Here is a 25,387-nt window from a genome sequence, read left to right on the forward strand (position 1 = left end):
ATTGGGTGCAACTGCGGGGCTGGTCAATCGCCAACACCCCGCTAATCTGCGCGAAAAAGGGAGCATTTCAGATGAGCAAAAGCCTGACCCGCGTGATCCGCGCATTGGCCGAACAGGGGGTGCAGATCACCCCGCTGGAAATGGGCGAACAGACCCGCACAGCACAGCAGGCCGCCGAAGCGGCAGGCTGCGCGCTGGACCAGATCGCCAAATCGGTGATCTTTGCAGGCCAGGACAGCGGCCGCGCGATTCTGTTCATCACGGCGGGCGGCCATCAGGTCGAGAACGCCAAGGCCAGCCATGTCGCGGGCGAGCCTTTGGCCAAGGCCGATGCCGGTTTGATCCGCGCGCAGACCGGCTTTGCCATCGGGGGTGTCGCGCCGATCGGGCATCTGTCGCCTGTGCGGGCCTTTTTCGACCCGCGCCTGCTGGATTTCACGGAAATCTGGGCCGCTGCTGGCACGCCGCGCCATATCTTTCCCATCGCGCCGCAGCAATTATTGCAGATATATGGCGCGCAACTGGCTGATTTCATTGCCTGATCCGCAATGATGTAAAAAACCTTTACATGCCCCCTTGCAAAGGGCGGGACCGCTGCCAATATGCGAGATGTGAAGCCTGTTCACATCAACCTGCGACCTTGAAGGAGAGCATGATGACCACCAACACCGCCTTGACCTATGACACCAGCCCCGGTTTTTTTGCCCGCGCCGAGGCTTGGCTTGATGCGCGCGGCAAAGCAGCCTGGATCGCGGCGATGGTGCTGGGCTTTATTGTGTTCTGGCCCGTGGGTCTGGCGCTTCTGGCCTATATGATCTGGGGCAAGGGCATGTTTGCCGGGTCCTGCCGCAAGACCGCCCGGTCCCCGATCCACATGACACAATCCAGCGGCAATATGGCTTTTGACGCCTATCGCAACGAAACCATCCGCCGTCTGGAAGACGAACAGCAGAAATTCCAGGCCTTTCTCAAGCGGCTGCGCGATGCCAAGGACAAGGCCGAATTCGATGCCTTCATGGATGAACGTGACCGCAAGGCTGCCGCGAAAACCGATATCACCCCGGATGCGCCGCAGGCCTGACACCGGCCCCGCGATCCTTTGCACACGGCCCGCCAACGCGGGCCGTCTGGCCAATACGGCGCGCATTGGTGCTGCGACCGACAGGGGGCTTGGCGCAGCGGGTGCGGGTTGTTAAGCTTCGCGAAACCATACGGGTTCACCCATGCGCCATACGCTTCCCATCGCGCCGCAATTTTATGTGACGGCGCCGCAGCCCTGCCCCTATCTTGCGGGCCGGATGGAACGAAAGCTGTTCACCGCCCTGCAGGGTGAAAACGCGACGAAACTGAATGATGCGCTGTCCAAACAGGGGTTTCGCCGGTCGCAAAACGTGCTCTACCGGCCGTCCTGCGCGGAATGTTCGGCCTGTATGTCGGCGCGGATCAATGTCGCAGCCTTCACCCCGTCGCGCAGCCAGCGCCGCGTTGATGCGCGCGCGCGCCATCTGCACCGCCGCGCGACATCGCCTTGGGCGACCGAAGAACAATATGACCTGTTCCGCGCCTATCTGGATGATCGCCATGCCACCGGCGGGATGGCGGATATGGATATGTTCGAATTCGCCGCGATGATCGAGGAAACGCCGATCCGCTCGCGCGTCATCGAATATACCGATCCGCAGGGTTTGCAGGCGGTTTGCCTGACCGATATCCTCGATGACGGGCTGTCGATGGTCTATTCCTTCTTTGATCCCGCCCGCGAACGGCTGTCGCTGGGGACCTATATCATCCTTGATCACATCCGCATCGCGCAGGAAATGAACCTGCCCTATGTCTATCTTGGCTATTGGGTGCCGGGTAGCCCCAAGATGGGCTATAAGGCGAAATTCGCGGGGCTAGAGCTGTTTCACGGCGGCGTCTGGTCGCCGCTAACCGCGCCTGACAGTTTTGACACCGCGGTGCATCCGCTCTCAAGCGAACCCATCGCCGAGCAGGTCGCCAAGATCAACCTGCCCGACGGGCGCAGCTAACCGCAGCGTTCAGCCCAGCAGGTTGGGCAGGATCGTCACCACCCAGGGAAAGAAGGCCAGCAACAGCAAGGCCCCGATCTGGATGCCGATAAAGGGCAACACGCCTTTGTAGATCTGCCCCGTGGTGATCGATTTGGGCGCCACCCCGCGCAGATAGAAGAGCGCGAAACCGAAAGGCGGCGTCAGGAAAGAGGTTTGCAGGTTCACCGCGATCATGATCGTCACCCATTTGGGATCAAAGGTGCCGCCATAGATCACCGGCCCGACGATGGGGATCACGATATAGATGATTTCCAGGAAATCCAGCACGAACCCCAGGATGAACAAGACCAGCATGACCAGCAGGAAGACCTGCCATTCATTGTCGAAAGACCGCAGGAATTGCTGGATATAATGTTCCCCCCCGAAAGAGATCAGCACAAGATTCAACAATTGCGATCCGATCAGGATGGCAAAGACCATGGCCGTGACCTTGGCGGTTTCGCGCACGACAGGTGCCAGAACGCCCCCCGCCAGCAGCACCCAACAGGACCATAAAAGCCCGAATATCGCGTAAAGAAAGGCCGCGAAAGCCACGATAAACCCGATCCGGTCCTCAAGCGGCACACTCTCGCGGCCCATGCGCATGTCGAAATTATAGCCCACCAGCAGCATCACGATGATCGCCCCCGCGCTTAGCAGCACGATGCGCGGTGACAGGCCCTGATCCTTGCGCTTGCGATAGGCCGCCAGCAGGATCGCGCCTCCCGCCCCCAGCGCGGCAGCCGGTGTCGGGTTGGTGATGCCCCCGATGATCGACCCCAAGACCGCCACGATCAGCACCAGCGGCGGAAAGATCACCCGCAGGATATCATTCTGCCCCATATAGCCAAAGCCGACCCGCAGCCCGCGATAGGCAATCAGCAGCGGCAGCGCGATCAGCAGCGTGGTCACCCCCGGCGAGGTCAGCGGCGAGATCAGCATGATATCGACCAGCAGTAACAGCCCGATCCCCCCTGCCCCGATCAGCAGCGGCCGGTGATCGGCCCGTGGCGCAACCCCGCGGGCCAAGGCCAGCGCCAGCCCCATGATCACGGCCCCGATGGCGATGCCACTGCCGATGGGCGGCGCGTCGACCGCGCGCGCGGCCACCAGCGCGGCGCGTTCCTCGGGCGATAGCTGGCGCGCTTGGGTCACGCCACCGGCGGCATCGATCTGGGCCTGTTCGGCGACCGCGTTATCCCAGGCCTCTTGGCCATGCAGCGCGATCATGCTTTGCGCGCAGTCCGGGCTGACGCGGGTGCGCAAGGATGCCGATTGACCCGCTTGCGTGAAACTGCCCACCAGCACCGATTGGCTGCCCACCAGGCCTGTCTGGTTCAGCCCGATCGCCAGACCGATGATCGCCACCGGCACGGCCAGCAGCCAGGTCAGCTTGTCATTGCGGCTGCCAGTGGTGCGGCCATTGCCGGCGCTGAATTGCACGGCGGGGGCCTTGCTAGGGTTCAGCAAGGCAAAGACAAAGGCATAGACCGCGTAAAGCGTGGCCAGCATGATGCCGGGCAGCAAGGCCGCCTGGAACAGCGCGCCCACCGAAACGACCGCCGGTTCGCCCAGAAAGGTCAGCGCATCATTGCACCCCGCCAGCTGCGCGCGCTGTTCTTGTGCGGTGGCATAAAGATCGCCCGCCAGCGTGCCCAAAAGCACGATCACGATGGACGGCGGAATAATCTGCCCCAAAGTGCCCGAGGCTGCGATGACGCCCGTGGCCAGCTGCGGCGAATAGCCATTTTTCAACATGGTGGGCAATGCCAGCAGCCCCATGGTCACGACCGTCGCCCCCACGATCCCGGTCGAGGCCGCCAGAAACGCCCCCACGATCACGATGGACACCGCCAGCCCCCCCGGCAGCGGGCCGAACACCCGCGCCATCGTGGTCAGCAATTCATCGGCAATGCGCGAGCGTTCCAGCACGATGCCCATCATCACGAACATCAAGACCGCCAGCATGATCTCGATGGAATTGCCCGCCAGCACCTTTTCATTGATTCGGTTGACCATGAAGCCGATATTGCGGTCCAGCGCGGTTTCCCAGCCCTGCGGGAACAAGGGCGCCTCGTAGCGGGGCAGATCGGGATAGCGGAACACTGAAATCGTATCGGGGCGCACGCCCTCGGCGATCAAGGCGCGATAGGCGTCAGAGCGCATATCCACACCGGCATGGATCGACAGGCCCGCGCTGTCGAATGCGGCAATGATCGCAAAAGAGATCACCGCCGCGCCGCTGATCGCAAAGGCCACCGGAAAGCCCGAAAGGATGCCTGCGAAAAGCGTCAGGAAAAGAATGATGATCCCGATCTCGATGCCATCTAAGCCGAAAAGCATGATCAACCCGCCTTGTTAATGTATTTTGGCGACAAGTTCGGCGGTCTGGTCGCCCGGCTTGTCCTTGTCGAGATATCTGCCTTCGCTGGCCGGGCCTTCTTTCCATTCCAGAAAGGCCCGGTAAAACACCGCGACCGCCTGCAACATGACCATGAAGGTGAAGATCAGCAGCAGGATCTTGAACAGGAAATAGGCGTCAAACCCATTGGCGGATGTGCTGATCGTCTCGATATTCCACTGAAAGGCCTGCGACCGCGTCATCAGCCGGTCCAAACTATCCGAGGCCGAGGCATTGGGCAGCACCAGATGCCGCCACATGAAAAACCAGCCGTAAATCCAGATCACGATGGATGCGGGCAGCATGAAGACCAGCGCACCGAACATATCCACACAGCGCTTGGCGCGAAACCGCATCGGCGCATAGAACAGATCGACCCGCACATGCCCGCCCTGCACGAATGTATAGGTGGCGCACATGGTGATGACGATGGCGTTATAAAGCTTGAGCTCGTCCGACCACCAGCTGACCGGCCGTTCAAAGGTGACCCCGAACCCTATGCTGATGTCAGAGACCGCGAAAATGCCTTGCAGAAAGATGATCATGATCTGTTGCAGCACCATCACCAGCCCCGCCCAGGCCGCGACCCGCCCGACGCCATTGGCGAAACCTTCCAGCGCGCGCACACAGCGCCACATGAAAGCGTTGAACAGCATCCCCGCCGCGGTCACGGCGGCAAAGATCACCAGCACCGCAAAGAACAATTCCACCGAGGCCCCGTAATAGATGAACCGCGCCAGCGCCTCTTTGGCGGCGGGATCCATCGGGCCGTTGATCTGCGGCACCCAGGCCAGCCAGAGACCGGGATTCAGCAGCGCGAAACCGATATGATAGACGGCGGCGATCAGCTGCGCCGCCAGCCAGCCAAAGGCGTTGCCGCCCCATGCATCGACCAATTCCATATGCTCTCTCCGTTCGTGCTTGCGGCGCTATAAAGAAGGCCCGCTGCACCGCTGCGGGCCTTCTTTGGGCCTGTGGCACCCTGGTGCCGGCCCCGGCCTTAGCCTTTCAGGCGGTTGCGCTGTGCCAGATAGGCGCCTTCGGAGATGCTCGACCATTGCGCCGAGCTGCGCATCGAGGCGAAATAGCTTTCATGGCATTTCGCATAGATCGGATCGCCCATCGCTTCGGCGACGACTTCGTCGGCGGCGGTGCTGAACGCGTCCCAGATCGGATCTGCGAATTCCAGCACCTGCACGCCGCCCGCTTGCAGCCGCGACAGCGCCGCCGCATTGCGCGCCATGAACAGCGACATGGTCCAGATGCTGCTGGCGCGGCTGGCGTTTTCGACAATGGATTGCTGCGCCGGTGTCAGGCTTTCATAGACATCAAGGTTCAGCACCAGGTTCAGGTTCGGCCCCGGCTCGTGAAAACCGGCGGTATAATAGAATTTGGTGATTTCCTGGAAACCGGCGGTTTCATCGGCCCATGGCCCGATCCATTCGGTCCCGTCAATCGCCCCCGAGGCCAGCGCCTGATAGACTTCGGCCCCCGGCAGGTTCTGCACCGAGGCGCCCAGCTTGCCCAGCACCTGGCCACCCTGCCCCGGCATCCGGAACCGCAGGCCCTGGAAATCCTCTGGCCCGTTCATTTCCTTGGCAAACCAGCCCCCCGATTGCGGGCCGGTATTGCCCGCCGAAAACGCCTTGAGCCCGAAGATCGCATATAATTCATCCGCCAGCGCATGGCCGCCGTCATGGTCGATCCAATTGGCATATTCCATGAAGGTCATGCCAAAGGGGATCTGCGAAAAGAACGAAAACGCCGGATGCTGGCCAAGGAAATAATAATCCACACCATGATACATATCGGCCTGACCGGCGGCGACGGCGTCGAAGACCTCGAAGGCACCGACCAATTCGCCTGCGGCCTTGAGATCGACATTCAGCTGGCCATCGGACATGGCGGTGATCATATCGGCGCAATATTGCGCGCTGTCATGCACCCCGGCCAGACCGCGCCCCCAGGTTGTTACCAGCGTCAAGCTGCGGTTGCCCTGCGCATAGGCCGGCGCGGCCAATGCGGTCGCCGCAGCGGCAGAGCCGCCAAGCGCAGAATTCTTCAAGAAAGACCGACGGTCCATGAAATCTCCTCCCAGATGATAATGGCGGGATCATGCCAAAGGATGATCGCGGCCAGACGTTAACAACCGCAAGGATATCGCGCGATACGTGCAGGCGCTATCCGCAGAACTACTTAGGCAAAACATTTTGCACAATTGCTGATTGCATTTGTCACGGGCCGGGTTTGGCCATAACGCTAGGCGCATGTTCACGCCGTTTCCCCTGCTGCCCGGCGCGCTGAGCTATGGGCAAAAACTGTTCCTGCTGGCGACGCTGCCGCTGATCCTGGCGGTGTTCCTGATCTGGCTGGTCGTCTCGGCGCAGTTCAACCAGCTGGCCGAAAGCGAATTGAAAGCGCTGGAACAACGGCTGATCGCTACAAAGCGGGCGGAATTGACCAATTATGTCGCGATTGCCATGGCCGCGGTTTCTGGCGCCACCGGCAGCGCCAGCCCTGATGATGCGGCCGCCAAGCTGGCGGTCAGCCGTGTCCTGGCCGCGATGCTTTATGGGCAAGAGGGATATTTCTTTGTCTTTGATTATGACGGCACCAATCTGGTGGCCCCGCGCCAGACCTTTTTGATCAACCGCAACTGGGCCGGCATGACCGACCGCAACGGCGTGCCGATCACCGACACGCTGATCCGCCTTGCGCGGTCTGGCGGCGGGTTTCACAGCTTTGACTGGCCCAAACCCTCGACCGGCGTGCATGGCCGGATGGAGGTCTATGTGCGCGGCTATCAAAGCTGGCGTTGGGCGATTGGCACGGGCGTGTTCATCGACGATATTCTGGACACCGCCGCCGCCGCCCGGACCGAGGTTGAAAGCCGCATCAAGCGCACGTCCTTCTATGTCGCGGGGATCGCCAGCCTGGCCGTGCTGGGGGTCTTTCTGAGCGGGATTTCCCTGACCCTGCGCCAAAGGCGCTTGGCCGATAGCCGGTTGCAGCAGCTGACCCAGCGCATCATCGACACCCAAGAGGAAGAACGCGGGCGCGTCGCGCGCGAATTGCATGACGGGATCAGCCAGATGCTGGTGGGGGTGCGCTATGCGCTGGAACTGACCCGCCGCAAATTGGGGCCGGGCAGCGGCGACAGCCTGAACAAGGGGATCGCCCAGCTTGGCTCTGCCATCCAAGAGGTGCGGCGCATCAGCCGCGACCTGCGGCCGGGCATTCTGGATGATTTGGGGCTGGGGGCGGCTTTGCGCGCGCTGACCGATGAATTCAGCGCGCGCAGCGGCGTGCAGGTCGCGCTGGAAACCGTGGTCTTTCGCAACCGGCTGGATGATGATGCGCGCATCGCTTTATACCGGATCGCGCAGGAAGCGCTGACCAATATCGAACGCCACGCCATGGCCGATAAGGTGACGATTTGCCTGCGCGGCACCCGCCAAGGCGCAGAGCTGCGGATCACCGACAACGGGCGCGGCATGATCTGGCCGCCCCCCGCCCATGGCGGCAGCGGGCTGGGCCTGCGCAATATGCAAGAACGCGCGCAGCATCTGGGCGGGTCCTTGGTGGTCCGCTCGGGGCTGGGCAAAGGCACCAGTATCGAGGCCCGCGTGCCCTTGACCCATCTGCTGGGCCCCGACAGCAAAACCACAAAGGACAGGCCGGTATGATCAAGGTCGTGATTGTCGATGACCATCCGATGGTGGCCGAGGGGATTCAATCAATCCTCGAAACCTATCCCGATATCGCGGTGCTGGCGACGCTGAACGACGGGCAAACGGCGGTGGACCGCGTGGTCGGGCTGGACCCCGATGTGATCTTGCTGGATGTCAATATGCCCGGCCTGTCGGGGCTGCATGCCGCCGAGATGATCCTTGATCTGCGCCCGCGCACAAAGGTCGTGATCCTGTCGATGCATGACAGCCCCGAATATATCCGTGCCGCGCTGAGCCACGGGGCGCGGGGGTATATCCTCAAGGATGTGCCGACCGAACAGATCCGCACCGCCATCGACGTGGTCATGGCCGGAGAGCAATATCTTTGCACCGGCGCAAAGGTCGCGCTGAACGCGCATCCGCGCGGCGGGCGCGAACCCTTGACCGGGCGCGAACAGACGATCCTGCTGGCGCTGGCGCAGGGCAAATCGAACAAGGATGTGGCTTTGGCGCTGGATATCTCGGTGCGCACGGTCGAAACCCATCGCAATAATATCAAGCGCAAGCTGGGCATCAGCTCGACCGCGGGGCTGACGCGCTATGCGCTGGAAAACGGGGTGCTGCAAGGCACCGGGCGTTAAACGGCCGCCCCGGTCGTCTGGGGCGGCCTGACTGTCCCCCGGGAGAAAAGGATCAGTTTTCGATAGCGGCCTGAATGCCCGCGCGCACGATCGAGAACCATTCCCCGGTCAGGCGCAATTGTTCCAGCCCCGCATTCAGCGCCGGCAGGGCGGCATTGGCCTCGGCATTGGATTTGGCCACAAAGACATGCAGCGTCGCGGTCGCGGTCAGCGCATCCAGCGACACCACCCTTTCGGCCATGCCAAGCGTGCGCGCGTCATCCTCGGCGGGCAGCGCGTCATAGGTCACGATATCGACATCGCCCGCATCCAGCTGGCGCCAGCACTCCAGCTGGGTGACGCGGACCATGGTGACCTGCGGTTCGGTCAGACCTTCGGCTTCCATGTCAAAGGTGAACCAGGCATCCGGCCGGCAAATCCGCGCGCCCAGCAGATCGGCATGATCGGTCGCGCCGTCATAGGGGCTGCCCGCCAGCGTGTAATAGCCCACCAGCGCGTCATAGAACGGGTCGGAATGGTTGAAATCGGTGCAGCGATAGGCATTGGGCGGCGACAAGATCTCGACCCGGTCACAATCGGGCTTGAACCAGGGAAAGGCCATATCGACCGCGCCCGAGGGCAACAGATTGTCCAGCTGCGCATTCCAGTCATTCACGAAGAAGAAATTGACCTCTTGATCGGGATTGCCCAGTGCAAAGGCGCGCAGCACCAATTGGGTGAACATGCCGCCACCGGGCAGGTCCTTGTCGGTGAAAGGCGCATAACCGCTGGCCGTGATCACGCGCAGCGGCCGGGTCGCGGTGACCGGCGGCGGCGGCGCAACCGCGGGGGCCGCCACCGCCGCACCGGGCAATGACCCATCCGCGCAGGGAATGGTGATCACCTGCCCGATCTCGACCAGATTGGGCGAGCGTAAGATATCGGTATTGGCATTGAACAGCACCTGGAAACCACCCTCGACCCCGGCGATGCGGGCCACCTGGCTGAGCGTATCGCCGCGCACGATCGTGTAACGGCTGCACAGATCCTGCGCCTGTGCCGGCTGGCTGGCGCCCAGCACCAGACCCGTGGCTGTCGCCAGCATGATGGCCAGTGCCGCAGCGCCCCCGCCTGTCACGCCTGTCATGCTGCCTGTCCTGCTGGCCATGGAATATCCCTTCCTGTTGTCGGTTTCCTGCGCCTCGACTATCCCGCACAAAAAGGCGAAATGTTGACCAAAACAGCGCAAAGACGGGTCAGCCCCCTGCGCAGAGGCGCTTTGCGGTCAAATGCGGCCCAAACGCGGCCCAAACGCGGGCCAAACGCGGGCCAAACACGGGCCAAACACGGGCCAGACCAAGGCGGATCGTTTCAGCGGCTCACGCTTTCGTGGCGCTTGCAGGGTTGTTTTTCGGTGCCCAAGGCTGATCTAAGACATCCGACACATTCATGAGGACCATAGCGTGACCGATCAGCCCGCCTATACACCGCCCAAAGTCTGGACCTGGGATGCCGAAAACGGCGGCCAATTCGCCAGCATCAACCGGCCCATCGCCGGGGCCACCCATGACAAGGACCTGCCACGCGGCAAACATGCGCTGCAGCTTTATTCGCTGGCGACGCCCAATGGCGTCAAAGTGACTTTGCTGCTAGAGGAATTGCTGGCCGCAGGTCACACGGGCGCCGAATATGACGCCTGGCTGATCGATATCGCCAAGGGCGACCAATTCGGCAGCGGTTTCGTGGATGTGAACCCCAATTCCAAGATCCCTGCCCTGTTCGACCATGACACCGGGCTGCGCATCTTCGAAAGCGGCGCGATCCTTTTGTATCTGGCGGAAAAATTCGGGGCCTTCCTGCCCAAGGATATCGCGGGCCGGACGGAAACGCTGAACTGGCTGTTCTGGCTGCAAGGCGCAGCCCCCTATCTGGGCGGCGGCTTTGGGCATTTCTACGCCTATGCGCCGGAAAAATTCGAATATCCGATCAATCGTTTCGCCATGGAAGCCAAGCGCCAGCTGGATGTGCTGGACCGGCAATTGGCGGATAAATCCTATATCATCGGGGATGAATATACGATCGCGGATATGGCGATTGCGCCTTGGTATGGGCGGTTGGTCACGGGCGGGGCCTATGGCGATGCGGCGACCTTCCTTGATACGGCCTCTTACAAGAACGTGAACCGCTGGGCCGATGCGATCCTTGCGCGCCCGGCCTTTATCCGCGGCCAAAAGGTCAACCGGTCCTGGGGCGAGCCGCATGAGCAATTGCCCGAACGCCATAGCGCGGCTGATTTCGACAGCTAGACAGATCGCCGCAATCGCGCCGGGGCGGGAATGAATTTCGATCCCGCCCTTGCACCCGGCGCTGATCTGCCCCATCTCCACCCCGAGCGTGGAGATGTCATGTTAACCTATCTTATTCTGATTGGCGGACTTTTGGGGCTGTTTCTGGGCGGCGATTGGCTGGTCAAAGGGGCCAGCGGTCTGGCCTTGCGCTTTGGCGTCGCCCCGATGATCGTGGGCGCGGTGGTGGTGGGCTTTGGCACATCGACGCCGGAATTGCTGGTCTCGCTGAATGCGGCCCTTGGCGGGCAACCCGGCATCGCCATCGGAAATGTCATCGGGTCCAATATCGCCAATATCCTGCTGGTGCTGGGCACGGCGGCGGTGATCGGGCCTTTGGTGCTGACTTTCGCGGAATTCCGCAAAGACCTGCTGTGGATGGCGGGGGCGGTGCTGATCCTGCCCTATGCCTTCTGGTCGGGCGAGGTCAGCCTTGTCGAAGGGCTGGTGCTGGTCGGCGCGCTGGCGGTCTATCTGGTCATCAGCCTCAAAGGATCGCGGGGCGAGGTTGAAGACATCGACGCGCCCGCCAATCTCTGGGCCAATATCGGGCTGACATTGCTGGGCTTGGGTGCGGTCGTCCTGGGGGCGCATTACCTGGTGCAAAGCGCCAGCATCATCGCGCGCGACTTTGGCATATCCGAGGCGATGATCGGGCTGAGCATCGTCGCCATCGGCACCTCGCTGCCGGAATTGGCCACCACGGTCATGGCGGCGATCCGCGGCGAACGCGATATCGCGCTGGGCAATATCGTGGGATCGAACATTTTCAACATTCTGGCCATTCTGGGCATCACGGCGGTGGTGACACCGGTGCCGGTGGATGCGCGCTTTATGGCGGTCGATACGCCGGTGGTGATCGCGATCACGCTGGCGCTGCTGGCGCTGGTCTATTTCGTCGGCCGGATGAACCGGCTGGTCGGGGGCGCAATGCTGGCCGGCTATGTCGCTTATATCGCGCTGACCGGCGGGCTCTGAAACAAAGTTGCGAAAAAATGCCCTTGGGCGACATTTTCTCCAGCGCGGTGGTTGACCGCCCCGCGCTGGCGCACTAGAACCCCAGACAGCAAAGGAAACCCGATGAACGTCATCGTACGAATTGTGGAACAGCTGCGCATGGGCCGGTGACGGTAAATCCATAACGATCCCATGCGCCCCCGACACATTCGGGGGTTTTTTTATGCCGAGAACGTAACAAACCGGATAGGACGCGAGTAAGATGAGCAAAACCATGACGGGCGCAAAAATGGTGGTCCAGGCCTTGATCGATCAGGGTGTGGACGTCGTCTTTGGCTATCCCGGTGGGGCCGTCCTGCCGATCTATGACGAATTGTTCCAGCAGGAAAAGATCAAACATGTGCTGGTGCGCCATGAACAAGGCGCGGTCCATGCCGCCGAAGGCTATGCGCGCGCAACCGGCAAACCCGGCGTGGCGCTGGTGACATCCGGCCCCGGTGCGACCAATGCGGTGACCGGCCTGACCGATGCGCTGATGGACTCTATCCCGATCATCGTGCTGACCGGCCAGGTGCCGACCTTCATGATCGGATCGGACGCGTTTCAAGAGGCTGACACGGTCGGCATCACCCGCCCCTGCACCAAACATAACTGGCTGGTCAAGGATACCGAAAAGCTGTCCGCGACCCTGCATGAGGCGTTTCATATCGCGCTGTCCGGTCGGCCCGGCCCGGTGCTGATCGACATCCCCAAAGATGTGCAATTCGCCACCGGCACCTATACCGAGGCGCGGCAGGTCGAAACCCATTATAACCCCCAGGTCAAAGGCGATCTGGCAATGATCACCGAATTGGCCAAGGCGATGGAAACCGCCAAACGCCCCGTGTTCTATACCGGCGGCGGCGTGATCAATTCCGGCCCCGCGGCCAGCCAATTGCTGCGCGAATTGGTGGCGGCGACCGGTTTCCCGATCACCTCGACGCTGATGGGGCTTGGCGCCTATCCGGCCTCTGGCGATAATTGGCTGGGGATGCTGGGGATGCATGGCCTTTACGAGGCCAATATGGCGATGCACGACTGCGACCTGATGATCAATATCGGCGCGCGGTTCGACGACCGGATCACCGGGCGGATCGACGCGTTCAGCCCGCGCTCGAAAAAGGCGCATATCGATATCGACGCCTCCTCGATCAACAAGGTGGTGCATGCCGATTTCCCGATCCTGGGCGATGTGGCCCATGTGCTCGAAGATCTGCTGAATGTCTGGAAAGCCCGTGGGCGCAAGACCAATGCCGAGGGCCTGTCCAAATGGTGGGACCAGATCAAGGAATGGCGCGCCGTCGATTGCCTGAAATTCGAACAGAAGGGCAAGGTGATCAAGCCGCAATATGCGCTGCAACGGCTCGAAGCACTGACCCAGAAACACGACCGCTATATCTGCACCGAAGTGGGCCAGCACCAGATGTGGGCCGCGCAATATCTGGGGTTCGAAGACCCCAACCGCTGGATGACCTCGGGCGGGCTTGGCACGATGGGTTACGGCTTCCCCGCCTCGATCGGCGTGCAGATGGCGCATCCGGACGCTTTGGTGATCAATGTCGCGGGCGAGGCATCCTGGCTGATGAACATGCAAGAATTGGGCACGGCGATGCAATACCGCCTGCCGGTCAAGCAATTCATCCTCAATAACGAACGGCTGGGCATGGTGCGGCAATGGCAGGAATTGCTGCATGGCGAGCGTTATTCCTCCAGCTGGTCGGAATCGCTGCCCGATTTCGTGAAACTGGCCGAGGCTTTCGGCGCCAAGGGCATCCTGTGCAGCGATCCCGACACGCTGGATGATGCGATCATGGAAATGCTGACCCATAAAGGGCCGGTCCTGTTCGATTGCCTGGTGGAAAAGCATGAAAACTGCTTCCCGATGATCCCCTCGGGCAAGCCGCATAATGAAATGCTGCTGGGCGATGCATCCACCAAGGATGCGATCCAGGCCGGCGGCGCGGTGCTGGTGTAACAGCTTTCAATTCAAGGATAAGGGACAGATCATGTCACCGCTGAAAATCAAAAAAGGCTCGACCAGCCATTCCGCCTATGACCTGCGGCCCAGCTATTCCGACACGGTGGAACGGCATACTTTGGCCGTGCTGGTCGAAAACGAACCCGGCGTGCTGGCGCGGGTCATCGGGCTCTTTGCCGGGCGCGGCTATAATATCGAAAGCCTGACCGTGGCCGAGGTGGACCATCAGGGCCACCGCAGCCGCATCACCATCGTCACCACCGGCACGCCGCAGATCATCATCCAGATCAAGGCTCAGCTCGGCCGGATCATCGATGTGCATAAGGTCAATGACCTGACCGTCGAAGGCCCAAGCGTGGAACGCGAATTGGGGCTGTTCAAAGTCGCAGGCAAAGGCGACCAAAGGGTCGAGGCTTTGCGCCTTGCCGATATCTTCCGCGCCAATGTGGTGGATAGCACGCTGGAATCCTTCGTGTTCGAAATCACCGGCACGCCCGAAAAGATCGACGCTTTCGCCGATCTGATGCGCCCGCTGGGCCTGCAAGAGGTGGCCCGCACCGGTGTCGCCGCCTTGTCGCGGGGCGCTGTCTGATCCGCCGCGCTGCGCGCGACTGACGCCTCCGGCGGGAGTATTTATAGAAAAAAGAAGCTGCGGATCAGCGCCTCTTGCGACTTCTTTTTTCCAAAAATACTCCCGCGCGGCGCGCTGCGAACATCCCGCCAGGGATGTGACGCCCTTTAGCGCGGCAAGATGCCCGCCGCTTCGCCAGCGGCGATTTCCGCACTGTCCAGCAAGCCATCGCCATTGCGGTCAAGGGCTGCGAAACTCTCTTGCGTGATATCGGGCGCGGCGGCCTGGATTTCGGGAAAGCTGTATTGCCCGTCGCCATTGATATCAATCGCCGTCGATTGCGCGAAAGCGGGCAGGCCCAACAGCAGGGCAGCGGGGAAAAGCGGGGATATCTTCATTTATCGTCTCCGGCAGCTTTGGTGCTATGGCCTATCTGGGCATTTTGCGCCGCGAATACCAGTCTTGGCCGATCACATCTGCGCGGCCTCTTGTTCTTGGGGCGCGCAGAGGACAAGTTGGGCCAGGACAAGCAAGGAATGCCGCATGACACCGCGCAAGATCATCATCGACACAGACCCCGGACAGGATGATGCCGTGGCCATCCTGCTGGCCCTCGCCTCGCCCGAGATCGCGGTTCTGGGGATCACCGCCGTTGCGGGCAATGTGCCGCTGGCGCTGACCGAGAAGAACGCGCGGATCGTTTGCGAATTGGCCGGGCGGCCCGATATCAAGGTCTTTGCCGGCTGCGATGCCCCTTTGGCGCGGGCTTTGGTCACGGCCGAACATGTGCATGGCAAGACCGGTCTGGACGGCCCGCAGATGGCGGACCCGACCATGCCCTTGCAGGACCAGCATGCCGTCGATTTCATCATCGAGACCTTGCGTGCAGAGCCTGCGGGCAGCGTCACGCTGGTCCCTGTCGGCCCCTTGACCAATATCGCCACGGCATTCCAGCGCGCGCCCGATATCATTCCGCGCGTGCAGGAGATCGTGCTGATGGGCGGCGCTTATTTCGAGGTGGGCAACATCACGCCTGCCGCCGAATTCAATATCTATGTCGATCCCGAAGCCGCCAAGATCGTGTTCGATGCGGGCGTGCCTTTGGTGGTCATGCCGCTTGATGTCACCCATAAGGCGCTGACCACCAAGGCGCGGATCGCGGCCTTTCGCGCCATGGGCAGCAAGGTCGGCGATATGGTCGCGGCCTGGACCGATTTCTTCGAGCGGTTCGACATGGAAAAATACGGATCCGAAGGCGCGCCCTTGCATGACCCCTGCACCGTGGCCTATCTGATCGACCCCAGCCTGTTCAGCGGCCGTTTGATCAATGTCGAGATCGAGACAGGGTCGGATCTGACCCTTGGCATGACGGTGGCCGATTGGTGGGGCGTCACCGACCGCCCGAAAAACGCGCTGTTCATCGGCGATATTGATGCCGAAAGATTCTATGCCTTGCTGGCCGAAAGACTTGCCCGCCTATGAAGATCGCCTTTGACAACAGCTATGCCGCCCTGCCCGCGCAGATGTTCACGCCGCAGCTGCCGACGCCTGTGGCCGCGCCCGCGATCTTTGCGCGTAATGACGCATTGGCGGCACTGCTGGGGATCGATCTGCAGGCGCCGGATGCGGCACAGGTATTCGCGGGCAATCACATCCCCGCAGGGGCCAGCCCGATTGCGACCGTCTATGCCGGGCATCAGTTTGGCCATTGGAACCCGCAGCTGGGCGATGGCCGCGCCATCCTGCTGGGCGAGGTTCTGGGCCGCGACGGCATCCGCCGCGATATCCAGCTCAAAGGCGCGGGACCCACCCCCTATTCGCGATCAGGCGATGGCCGTGCCTGGCTGGGTCCGGTGATGCGCGAATATCTGCTGTCAGAGGCGATGGCAGCGCTCGGCGTGCCCACCACCCGCGCGCTGGCCGCTGTCACCACCGGCGAGGATGTCTACCGCGAGACACGCTTGCCCGGCGCTGTCATCACGCGTGTGGCACAAAGCCATATCCGTGTCGGCACCTTTCAGTTCTTCGCCGCGCGCAAGGATATCGCCGCCCTGCGCGCCCTGACCGATCATGTCATCGCGCGCCATTACCCGCAGGCGGATGGGCCTGCGGCGCTGCTGGATGCGGTGATCGCGCGCTATGCCCGCCTGATCGCGCGCTGGATGGGGCTGGGGTTTATCCACGGGGTGATGAATACCGATAATGTCAGCATCGCGGGCGAGACGATTGATTATGGCCCCTGCGCCTTTATCGATGATTTCGACCATGGCGCGGTCTTTAGTGCCATCGACCAGCATGGCCGCTATGCCTATGGCAACCAGCCGCAGATCGGGGCCTGGAACATGGCGCAATTTGCCACCGCGCTGATCCCGCTGATGCCCGACCGCGACCGCGCGGTGCAGGATTTCACCGCCGCCGTGCATGGTTTTGCGCCGATCTATGCGCAGGCCTGGTTGCAGGAATTTGCGGCCAAGCTGGGGATTGCCGATCCCACGCCAGAGGATGCAGCCCTGGTCACCGATCTGTTGAACCTGATGGCGCAGGATGGCGCGGATTTCACCGCGACCTTTGCGGCGCTATCGGATGATCAGGGGCGCGATCAGTTCATGGATCGCGCGGGCTTTGACGCTTGGGCCGCGCGCTGGCGGGCGCGGCAGGCGGGTGATGCCGCGCAGATGATGGCGCAGGCCAATCCGCGGGTGATCGCGCGCAACCACCAGGTCGAGGCCGTGATCAGCGCAGGCGTTGCCGACGATTTCGCGCCATTCGAGGCGCTGCTGGCGGCGGTGACCCAGCCTTACCAGGACCATGCCGTCTTTTCACGGCCACCCAAAAGCTATGAACGGGTCACGCGGACGTTTTGCGGGACATGAGGGGGGGAGGCCCCGGATCAGGTCCGGGGCGTCTGGCACCACGCCCCGGACTTGATCCGGGGCCTCGGCGTTGTTTACTCGGTCACCCGCACGGCAGCCATCACATCAGGCTGGCCGATCACCGCGCCATTGGCACCGGTGCCGCGTTTGATCGCATCGACGATCTCCATGCCGGCGGTGACTTCACCCACGACCGTATATTGGCCATTCAGGAAATAGCCCGGCTCGAACATGATAAAAAACTGGCTATTGGCCGAATTGGGGTTCTGCGACCGGGCCATGCCGACAACACCGCGTTCAAACGGCAGATCGGAAAACTCGGCGGGAATATTGCCCAGATCGGACCCGCCCATGCCCGCGCGCGACAAATCGCTGCCCAGCACGCCGTTTTCCACATCGCCCGTCTGGGCCATGAACCCGTCGATCACCCGGTGAAAGACCACATTGTCATAACCACCCTGCGCCGCGATCGCGGTGATCTGGGCGGTGTGCAGCGGGGCCACATCCTCGAACAGATCGATCGTGATGGTGCCATTCGCCTCGCCCGCGATGTCGATTTCCAGACCGGCACCAAAGGCGGGACCGGCCAGCAAGGCCAGTGCGATCAAAGGCTTATACATCGGCAGCCACCTTGACGCTGATCATGCGGTCAGGGTTCATCGGGGGCTCGCCACGGGTGATCGCATCGACATGATCCATGCCCGAAATGACCTGGCCGTAAACGGTATATTGCCCGTTCAGGAAATCATTATCCTTGAAATTGATGAAAAACTGGCTGTTGGCGCTGTCGGGGTTGGACGAGCGTGCCGCACCGATAGACCCGCGCGCATGGGGGATCTTGGAAAATTCAGCCTTCAGATCAGGCATATCCGACCCGCCTGTGCCCGCGCGGCGGATGTTGAAATCCTTTTCCATATTGCCATTGGCCACATCGCCCGTCTGCGCCATGAACCCGTCGATCACGCGGTGGAAACAGACATTGTCATAGGCCCCGGCGCGGGCCAGTTCCTTCATCCGCGCGACATGGCCGGGGGCGACATCGGGCAAAAGCTGGATGATCACATCACCATCCTTGAGCGTCATGATGATGGTGTTTTCGGGGTCTTTGATCTCGGGCATTCGGAGGCTCCTTCATGAATGATTGGGCTTGGACATATGGCGGATGCGTGCAAATGCCAAGGTGGCGTGGTTGACGCGGGCACGTCATTGCCGCAACAAAGCGCCAAGCAACCCCAAAGGAATGGTAAGATGGGCTGGAAAACACTCGACGACATGGATTTCGCAGGCAAGCGCGCGCTGGTGCGTGTGGATATCAATGTGCCGGTGGAAAATAATGTCGTGACCGATACCAGCCGGATCGAACGGATCATCCCCACCGTGGATGATATCCATGCCATGGGCGGCAAGGTCATCTTGCTGGCGCATTTCGACCGGCCCAAGGGCCGCGTGGTGCCGGAAATGTCGCTGGAACATATCGCAGGCACGGTGGCCGATGTGCTGGGGCTGACCGTGACTTTCGTCAGTTCCAATTATGCCGAGGCCGTGGATGAGATGGAAGATGAAGAGGTTCTGCTTTTGGAAAACCTGCGCTTTCATCCCGGCGAGGAAAGCAATGATGCCGCCTTTGCCGCGCGGCTGGCCAGCCTTGGGGATATCTATGTCAATGACGCCTTTTCCGCCGCCCACCGCGCCCATGCCAGCACCGAGGCCATTGCCCATCTGCTGCCGTCCTGCGCGGGCCGCTTGATGGAAGAAGAATTGGGCGCGCTGGACGCCGCCCTTGGCAATCCGGCCCGCCCTGTCGTGGCCGTCGTTGGTGGCGCAAAAGTATCCACCAAGCTGGACCTTTTGGGCAATCTGGTGGGCCGCGTCGATCATCTGGTGATCGGCGGCGGCATGGCCAATACCTTCCTTGCCGCCCAAGGCATCAATGTCGGCAAATCGCTTTGCGAACATGATCTGGCCGAGACCGCCCGCGATATTCTGGCCAAGGCGCAGGCCGCAGGCTGCGAGATCATCCTGCCGCGCGACATCGTTGTGGCGCGGGAATTCAAGGCGGGTGCGGCAAGCGAAACCCTGCCCCCTGACGCCTGCCCCGATGATGCGATGATCCTCGACGCCGGCCCCGCAACGGTCGCCTATATCGCCGAGGTGCTGGAGCGCGCCAAAACGCTGGTCTGGAACGGCCCGCTGGGGGCCTTCGAGATCGCACCTTTCGACGCGGCCACCAATGCCGCCGCCGCCAAGGCCGCGGCCCTGTCCAAGGCGGGGGCGCTGATTTCCGTGGCAGGCGGCGGTGATACGGTCGCCGCGCTGAACCAGGCAGGCGTGGCCGATGATTTCACCTATATCTCGGGCGCGGGCGGGGCCTTTCTGGAATGGATGGAAGGCAAGATTCTGCCCGGCGTCGCCGCCCTCGGCTAGATCGGGGCGATCCCCGACAATCCGGCATAGATCCGCCCGCCCGCCGCAGGTTTGCGATAACTTCGCCACCGTTCGCGCTAACATATTTGCAACCTGCGGCGCGGCGTCCTAACCCTTGCGTAATTTCCGCTGCCAAAAGGGCCAAGCTCATGAAAACCACCCGCAACGTCCAGAAAATCCTCGGCCATTACGAAGGCGAAACCCCCGGCGTCAAAGCCAATCTCGCCCGGATGCTGATGACCGGCAAGCTGGGCGGCACCGGCAAGATGATCATCCTGCCCGTCGATCAGGGGTTCGAACACGGGCCTGCGCGCAGCTTTGCGCCCAATCCGGCCGCCTATGATCCGCAATATCATTACCAGCTGGCGATTGATGCCGGGCTGAATGCCTTTGCCGCACCTTTGGGCATGATCGAGGCTGGGGCCGATACTTTCGCAGGACAGATCCCCACGATCCTCAAGGTCAATTCCGCCAATGCGCTGATCCCCGAGGCCGCGCCCAAAACCCAGGCCATCACCGCATCGGTCGATGACGCGCTGCGGCTGGGCTGTTCAGCCATCGGTTTCACGATCTATCCGGGGTCTTCGGCCGCGCTGGACATGTTCGGTGATATCGCCGAAATGCGCCGCGAAGCCGCCGCCAAAGGCATCGCCACGGTGATCTGGTCCTATCCGCGCGGCGAGGCGCTGGACAAGGACGGCGAAACCGCCATCGATATCGCCGCCTATGCCGCCCAGATCGCGGCGCTGCTGGGGGCGCATATCATCAAGATCAAACTGTCCACCGATCATCTGTCGCTGCCCGAGGCAAAGAAAGTCTATCAAGACAAGGGCATCGACATCGCCACCCAGGCCGCGCGCGTGCGCCATTGCATGCAATCCGCCTTCAACGGGCGGCGGATCACCGTGTTTTCGGGCGGTGCCGCCAAAGGCGCTGACGCGGTCTATGATGATGCGCGCGCGATCCGTGACGGGGGCGGCAATGGCTCGATCATCGGGCGCAATTCCTTCCAGCGCGACCGCGCCGATGCGCTGGCCATGCTGGCGCGGCTGGTCGAAATCTATCGCGGACGTGACTAGAAACAGCGCATTTTAGGGATTCCCTTTGCGAATCGAATATGCGATTCTTTCTGCAGTCGCCCGCCAGAGGCGACAGCAGAGGATCGCAGATGTTCAGACGCAACCGGCCAGCCATTGGGGCGACGCTCTATTTTCTCGGGATGATCGTGCTGGGTCTCTATTTCACCTTTGCCGCCGTGCAAGGCGACAATGGCCTGTTCAAACGCGTCGAAGTGCGCGCCGAAGCCGCCGCCCTGCGCCTGGAACTGGCCAGCCTGCAGGCCGAGGTCGCGCGGATGGAAAACCTGACCACGCGGCTGTCGGATAATTTCCTTGATCTCGACCTGCTCGATGAACAGGCCCGCTCTCTGCTGGGCCTGATCCGCGCCGATGAAATCGTGATCCGCTGATCCCATCTTCAGAGAATAAATATCCTCGCCGAAGGCCCGGCGCAGCCGGCCCGCCAGCCTTGCACCAAGCGCAAAGCTGCCACCCTGCCGCCGCGTCATATTCACGGTGGCAATCCGGTTCCGGATGCGATAAGAAATAGTTTAATACTAAACTATATGCCAAAACGCTGGAGGAATGCTCATGCCGCCAAAACAGGCCGCCGCGAAATCCAATGTCTCAGCCGACGAATTGCTGGGCCATTACCGTGAAATGCTGCTGATCCGGCGGTTCGAGGAAAAAGCAGGCCAGCTTTACGGCATGGGCCTGATCGGCGGCTTCTGCCACCTTTACATCGGACAAGAAGCCGTCGTCGTCGGACTGGAAGCCGCCGCCGACGAGGGCGACAAACGCGTCACATCCTACCGCGACCATGGCCATATGCTGGCCTGCGGCATGGACCCCAAGGGGATCATGGCCGAATTGACCGGGCGCGAGGGCGGCTTTTCCAAGGGCAAGGGCGGATCCATGCATATGTTCTCGAAAGAGAAACATTTCTACGGCGGCCATGGCATCGTCGGCGCGCAGGTGCCTTTGGGCGCGGGTCTGGCCTTTTCGGATAAATACAAAGGCAATGACCGCGTGACCTTTGCCTATTTCGGCGACGGGGCCGCCAATCAGGGCCAGGTCTATGAAACCTATAACATGGCGCAATTGTGGGACCTGCCGGTGATCTTCGTGATCGAAAACAACGGCTATGCGATGGGCACCTCGGTCGTGCGGTCCACCAAATCGCCCAGCCTGTGGGAACGCGGCGCCGCCTATGGCATCAAGGGCGAAGAAGTCGATGGCATGAATGTGCTGGCTGTCAAAGAAGCAGGCGAAAGGGCCGTCGCCCACTGCCGTGCGGGCAAAGGGCCATATATTCTAGAGGTCAAGACCTATCGCTACCGCGGCCATTCGATGTCGGACCCCGCCAAATACCGCACCCGCGACGAGGTGCAGAAAATGCGCGATGAACGCGATCCGATCGAACAGGTCCGCGACATGCTGCTGACCGGCAAACATGCGACCGATGATGACCTCAAGGCCATCGACAAGGAAATCAAGGCCATCGTGAATGACGCCGCCGAGTTTTCCAAGGAAAGCCCCGAGCCGCATCTCGACGAGCTTTGGACCGATATCTACGCCACAGAAATCCCGCAGGAGGCTTGAGACATGGCAACCGAAATTCTGATGCCCGCCCTGTCGCCCACGATGGAAGAAGGCACTTTGGCGAAATGGCTGGTCAAGGAAGGCGACAAAGTCGCCTCGGGTGACATCTTGGCCGAGATCGAAACCGACAAGGCCACGATGGAATTCGAGGCCGTGGATGAAGGGATCATCGGCAAGATCATCGTCGCCGAAGGCACCGAAGGCGTGAAGGTCAATGATGTGATCGCCGTGCTGGTCGAGGAAGGTGAAAGCGCCGATGATATCCCGGATCAAGCCCCGGCCTCCGAACACACCCCGGCCGAAGAGCCGGGGCCTCGCGCCGACAAGGACGCCCCCGCCAAATCCCCCGCCACCGCCAAACCCGCAGCCCCCGCTGCGGATGCCACCCCCGATTGGCCCGACGATGTCGCAGTCAAGCCCACCACCGTGCGCGAAGCCTTGCGCGACGCCATGGCCGAGGAAATGCGCCGCGACCCCGACGTGTTCCTGATGGGCGAGGAAGTCGCCGAATATCAGGGCGCCTATAAGATCAGCCAAGGTCTGTTGGATGAATTCGGCGCCAAACGCGTGATCGACACGCCGATCACCGAACATGGTTTTGCCGGGATCGCGACAGGTGCGGCCTTTGGCGGGCTGAAACCCATCGTCGAATTCATGACATTCAACTTCGCCATGCAGGCCATTGATCATATTATCAATTCCGCCGCCAAGACGCTTTACATGTCGGGCGGCCAGATGGGCGCGCCCATGGTCTTCCGTGGTCCCAATGGGGCCGCCGCCCGCGTGGGTGCGCAGCATTCCCAGGATTACGCCGCCTGGTATATGCAGATCCCCGGTCTGAAGGTCGTGATGCCCTATTCGGCCGCTGATGCCAAAGGCCTGATGAAATCCGCGATCCGCGACCCCAACCCCGTGATCTTTCTGGAAAATGAAATCCTTTACGGCAAAAGCTTTGATGTGCCTGTTATGGATGATTTCACCATTCCCTTCGGCAAGGCCAAGATCGAACGCAGCGGCGATGATGTCACGATCGTCAGTTTCGGGATCGGCATGACCTATGCGCTGCAAGCCGCCGAAAAGCTGGCCGAGGACGGGATCAATGCCGAGGTGATCAACCTGCGCAGCCTGCGCCCGATGGATACCGAGACGATCCTTGCCTCTGTGCGCAAGACCAACCGCTGTGTCACCGTCGAAGAAGGCTGGCCGCAGGGCAGCGTCGGGGGCTATATCAGCTCTGTCATCATGCAGCAGGCATTCGACTATCTGGATGCGCCGGTGATCAATTGCACCGGCAAGGATGTGCCGATGCCCTATGCTGCGAACCTCGAAAAACACGCTTTGCTGACCGTCGATGAAGTTGTCGATGCCTGCAAGCAAGTGACCTACCGCTAAGGAGACGATGCGATGCCCACAGAAATTCTGATGCCCGCCCTGTCGCCGACGATGGAGGAAGGCACGCTGGCCAAATGGCATGTCAAGGAAGGCGACAAGGTCTCCTCGGGCGATATCCTCGCCGAGATCGAGACCGATAAGGCCACGATGGAATTCGAGGCCGTGGATGAAGGGGTGATGGGCAAGATCATGATCGCCGAAGGCACCGAAGGCGTCAAAGTCAACGATGTGATCGCGGTCTTGCTGGAGGATGGCGAGTCTGCCGATGATATCGAGGCCCCGGCTCAAGCCCGGGATGCGGCCCCCGCAAAAGAGAACACCCCGGCCCCCGCGCACACCCCGGCCCCCGCGCCCGCCCCGGCCCCCGCGCCGGGGCCTCAGGCAGCAACACCCGCCGCCCCCACCCCCACCAAAGACACCACCCGCGTCTTCGCCTCGCCCCTCGCCCGCCGCATCGCGGCGGACAAAGGCCTCGATCTGGCAAATGTGACCGGCTCTGGCCCGCATGGCCGGATCGTCAAAGCCGATGTCGAATCCGCCAAAGCCGGGGCCACACCCGCCGCGGCAGCCGCGCCAAAGGCCGATGCCCCCAAAGCCGCCGCCATGGCCAGCGGTCCCAGCACCGAGGCTGTCATCAAGATGTATGACGGCCGCCCCTTCGAGGAGGTCAAGCTTGACGGGATGCGCAAGACCATCGCCGCCCGCCTGACCGAAGCGAAACAATCGGTGCCGCATTTCTATCTGCGCCGCGATATCAATCTTGATGCGCTGATGGCCTTGCGTGGCCAGATCAACGCCCAGCTTGACGGGCGCGGCGTGAAACTGTCGGTCAATGATTTCATCATCAAGGCCTGCGCGCTCGCGCTGCAACAAGTGCCCGAGGCCAATGCCGTCTGGGCGGGCGACCGGACGCTGAAATTCAGCAAATCCGATGTGGCCGTGGCTGTCGCCATCGAAGGCGGGCTGTTCACGCCGGTGCTGCGCGATGCAGAGATGAAATCGCTCTCGGCGCTGTCATCCGAGATGAAAGACCTCGCCAGCCGCGCGCGTGACCGCAAGCTGGCGCCGCAGGAATACCAGGGCGGCAGTTTCGCGATTTCCAACCTTGGCATGTTCGGCGTCGATAATTTTGACGCGATCATCAACCCGCCCCATGCCGCCATCCTGGCCGTTGGCGCAGGCGTCAAAAAGCCCATCGTGGGCAAGGACGGGGCCTTGGCGGTCGCTACGATCATGTCTGTCACGCTCTCGGTGGATCACCGCGTGATCGACGGGGCCCTGGGCGCGATCCTGCTGCAGGCGATCAAGGATAATCTGGAAAACCCGCTGACGATGCTGGCCTGACCGGCCAGCGCTGGCCCAAGATTTTTCGTCCGAAAAATCTTGGGCTGAAGAAAAATTCTTC

The 25,387-nt window shown here is 61.6% G+C and carries 24 protein-coding genes; 17 read left to right on the forward strand and 7 right to left on the reverse strand.

Going from position 1 to position 25,387, the window contains the following annotated elements; genetic code table 11:
• Positions 1-71 precede the first annotated feature (71 nt).
• The 3 genes from LOKVESSMR4R_RS08295 (at position 72) to LOKVESSMR4R_RS08305 (ending at position 2,030) form a co-directional block, all read left to right on the forward strand.
• Positions 72-542 (forward strand): YbaK/EbsC family protein, encoded by a 471-nt coding sequence (locus tag LOKVESSMR4R_RS08295; RefSeq protein ID WP_087212870.1) that lies wholly within the window; start codon positions 72-74, stop codon positions 540-542.
• Positions 543-652: 110 nt separating this feature from the next.
• On the forward strand, positions 653-1,081 hold the full coding sequence (locus LOKVESSMR4R_RS08300; protein WP_087207409.1) for a DUF2852 domain-containing protein: 429 nt from the start codon (positions 653-655) through the stop codon (positions 1,079-1,081).
• A gap of 142 nt (positions 1,082-1,223) precedes the next feature.
• Complete coding sequence (locus LOKVESSMR4R_RS08305; protein ID WP_087207412.1) at positions 1,224-2,030, forward strand: arginyltransferase; 807 nt, start codon at positions 1,224-1,226, stop codon at positions 2,028-2,030.
• A gap of 9 nt (positions 2,031-2,039) precedes the next feature.
• On the opposite strand, the gene LOKVESSMR4R_RS08310 is transcribed toward LOKVESSMR4R_RS08305, so the two are convergent.
• The 3 genes from LOKVESSMR4R_RS08310 to LOKVESSMR4R_RS08320 all read right to left on the reverse strand — a co-directional run bounded on the left by LOKVESSMR4R_RS08310 (position 2,040) and on the right by LOKVESSMR4R_RS08320 (position 6,535).
• A complete protein-coding gene (locus LOKVESSMR4R_RS08310) occupies positions 2,040-4,394 on the reverse strand; it encodes a TRAP transporter large permease (protein WP_087207414.1) in 2,355 nt (784 codons plus the stop codon).
• Positions 4,395-4,409: 15 nt separating this feature from the next.
• A complete protein-coding gene (locus LOKVESSMR4R_RS08315) occupies positions 4,410-5,354 on the reverse strand; it encodes a TRAP transporter small permease subunit (RefSeq protein ID WP_087207417.1) in 945 nt (314 codons plus the stop codon).
• Positions 5,355-5,452: 98 nt separating this feature from the next.
• Positions 5,453-6,535 carry a TRAP transporter substrate-binding protein gene (locus tag LOKVESSMR4R_RS08320; protein WP_087207419.1) on the reverse strand — a complete coding sequence of 361 codons (1,083 nt, stop codon included), beginning with the start codon at positions 6,533-6,535 and terminating at the stop codon, positions 5,453-5,455.
• A 184-nt stretch (positions 6,536-6,719) separates the two neighbouring features.
• Between LOKVESSMR4R_RS08320 and LOKVESSMR4R_RS08325 the strand changes: the two genes are divergently transcribed.
• Both LOKVESSMR4R_RS08325 and LOKVESSMR4R_RS08330 read left to right on the forward strand, forming a co-directional pair.
• Positions 6,720-8,138 carry a cache domain-containing protein gene (locus tag LOKVESSMR4R_RS08325; protein ID WP_087207420.1) on the forward strand — a complete coding sequence of 473 codons (1,419 nt, stop codon included), beginning with the start codon at positions 6,720-6,722 and terminating at the stop codon, positions 8,136-8,138.
• Positions 8,135-8,764, forward strand: coding sequence for a response regulator transcription factor (locus tag LOKVESSMR4R_RS08330; RefSeq protein WP_087207422.1), 630 nt, complete (start codon positions 8,135-8,137; stop codon positions 8,762-8,764). The genes LOKVESSMR4R_RS08325 and LOKVESSMR4R_RS08330 overlap by 4 nt, the downstream gene beginning before the upstream one ends.
• Positions 8,765-8,816: 52 nt before the next feature.
• Here LOKVESSMR4R_RS08330 and LOKVESSMR4R_RS08335 read toward each other — a convergent pair whose 3' ends face one another.
• A complete protein-coding gene (locus LOKVESSMR4R_RS08335) occupies positions 8,817-9,911 on the reverse strand; it encodes a LysM peptidoglycan-binding domain-containing protein (protein WP_237331939.1) in 1,095 nt (364 codons plus the stop codon).
• Positions 9,912-10,206: 295 nt separating this feature from the next.
• Between LOKVESSMR4R_RS08335 and yghU the strand changes: the two genes are divergently transcribed.
• From yghU to ilvN, 4 genes are all read left to right on the forward strand, one after another.
• The gene (yghU, locus tag LOKVESSMR4R_RS08340; protein WP_087207426.1) at positions 10,207-11,049 is read left to right on the forward strand and encodes a glutathione-dependent disulfide-bond oxidoreductase; all 843 of its coding nucleotides are present in this window, start codon (positions 10,207-10,209) and stop codon (positions 11,047-11,049) included.
• 99 nt (positions 11,050-11,148) lie between these two features.
• Positions 11,149-12,066: a calcium/sodium antiporter gene (locus LOKVESSMR4R_RS08345; protein ID WP_087212873.1), complete on the forward strand. Its 918-nt coding sequence runs from the start codon at positions 11,149-11,151 to the stop codon at positions 12,064-12,066.
• Positions 12,067-12,307: 241 nt separating this feature from the next.
• Positions 12,308-14,059 (forward strand): acetolactate synthase 3 large subunit, encoded by a 1,752-nt coding sequence (locus tag LOKVESSMR4R_RS08350; protein ID WP_087207428.1) that lies wholly within the window; start codon positions 12,308-12,310, stop codon positions 14,057-14,059.
• Between the two features lie 31 nt (positions 14,060-14,090).
• Positions 14,091-14,654: an acetolactate synthase small subunit gene (gene ilvN / locus LOKVESSMR4R_RS08355; RefSeq protein ID WP_087207430.1), complete on the forward strand. Its 564-nt coding sequence runs from the start codon at positions 14,091-14,093 to the stop codon at positions 14,652-14,654.
• A gap of 146 nt (positions 14,655-14,800) precedes the next feature.
• Here the strand turns inward: ilvN and LOKVESSMR4R_RS08360 are convergent, their stop codons facing one another.
• Entirely contained in the window at positions 14,801-15,031 is a 231-nt protein-coding gene (locus LOKVESSMR4R_RS08360; protein ID WP_087207433.1) for a hypothetical protein, read from the reverse strand.
• A 145-nt stretch (positions 15,032-15,176) separates the two neighbouring features.
• On the opposite strand from LOKVESSMR4R_RS08360, the gene LOKVESSMR4R_RS08365 reads away from it, so the two are divergent.
• Both LOKVESSMR4R_RS08365 and LOKVESSMR4R_RS08370 read left to right on the forward strand, forming a co-directional pair.
• Entirely contained in the window at positions 15,177-16,115 is a 939-nt protein-coding gene (locus LOKVESSMR4R_RS08365; protein ID WP_087207436.1) for a nucleoside hydrolase, read from the forward strand.
• Entirely contained in the window at positions 16,112-17,506 is a 1,395-nt protein-coding gene (locus tag LOKVESSMR4R_RS08370) for a protein adenylyltransferase SelO (protein ID WP_087207438.1), read from the forward strand. Before LOKVESSMR4R_RS08365 ends, LOKVESSMR4R_RS08370 begins: the two co-directional genes overlap by 4 nt.
• 74 nt (positions 17,507-17,580) lie before the next feature.
• Here the strand turns inward: LOKVESSMR4R_RS08370 and LOKVESSMR4R_RS08375 are convergent, their stop codons facing one another.
• Positions 17,581-18,126: a peptidylprolyl isomerase gene (locus LOKVESSMR4R_RS08375; protein WP_087207441.1), complete on the reverse strand. Its 546-nt coding sequence runs from the start codon at positions 18,124-18,126 to the stop codon at positions 17,581-17,583.
• Positions 18,119-18,625 (reverse strand): peptidylprolyl isomerase, encoded by a 507-nt coding sequence (locus LOKVESSMR4R_RS08380; protein ID WP_087207444.1) that lies wholly within the window; start codon positions 18,623-18,625, stop codon positions 18,119-18,121. The genes LOKVESSMR4R_RS08375 and LOKVESSMR4R_RS08380 overlap by 8 nt, the downstream gene beginning before the upstream one ends.
• Positions 18,626-18,754: 129 nt before the next feature.
• Here LOKVESSMR4R_RS08380 and LOKVESSMR4R_RS08385 point away from each other — a divergent pair, with 129 nt between their 5' ends.
• The 6 genes from LOKVESSMR4R_RS08385 to LOKVESSMR4R_RS08410 all read left to right on the forward strand — a co-directional run bounded on the left by LOKVESSMR4R_RS08385 (position 18,755) and on the right by LOKVESSMR4R_RS08410 (position 25,326).
• Entirely contained in the window at positions 18,755-19,930 is a 1,176-nt protein-coding gene (locus LOKVESSMR4R_RS08385) for a phosphoglycerate kinase (protein WP_087212877.1), read from the forward strand.
• A 149-nt stretch (positions 19,931-20,079) separates the two neighbouring features.
• Positions 20,080-21,009, forward strand: a complete 930-nt coding sequence (locus LOKVESSMR4R_RS08390; protein WP_087207446.1) for a class I fructose-bisphosphate aldolase — start codon at positions 20,080-20,082, stop codon at positions 21,007-21,009.
• 89 nt (positions 21,010-21,098) lie between these two features.
• A complete protein-coding gene (locus tag LOKVESSMR4R_RS08395) occupies positions 21,099-21,398 on the forward strand; it encodes an FtsB family cell division protein (RefSeq protein WP_204248746.1) in 300 nt (99 codons plus the stop codon).
• Between the two features lie 181 nt (positions 21,399-21,579).
• Complete coding sequence (pdhA, locus tag LOKVESSMR4R_RS08400; protein WP_087212883.1) at positions 21,580-22,590, forward strand: pyruvate dehydrogenase (acetyl-transferring) E1 component subunit alpha; 1,011 nt, start codon at positions 21,580-21,582, stop codon at positions 22,588-22,590.
• 3 nt (positions 22,591-22,593) lie between these two features.
• Complete coding sequence (locus LOKVESSMR4R_RS08405) at positions 22,594-23,982, forward strand: pyruvate dehydrogenase complex E1 component subunit beta (RefSeq protein ID WP_087207448.1); 1,389 nt, start codon at positions 22,594-22,596, stop codon at positions 23,980-23,982.
• A 12-nt stretch (positions 23,983-23,994) separates the two neighbouring features.
• Entirely contained in the window at positions 23,995-25,326 is a 1,332-nt protein-coding gene (locus tag LOKVESSMR4R_RS08410; RefSeq protein WP_087207450.1) for a pyruvate dehydrogenase complex dihydrolipoamide acetyltransferase, read from the forward strand.
• Positions 25,327-25,387 lie beyond the last annotated feature (61 nt).

The organism is Yoonia vestfoldensis, from assembly GCF_002158905.1.
GTDB classification, from domain to species: domain Bacteria; phylum Pseudomonadota; class Alphaproteobacteria; order Rhodobacterales; family Rhodobacteraceae; genus Yoonia; species Yoonia vestfoldensis_B.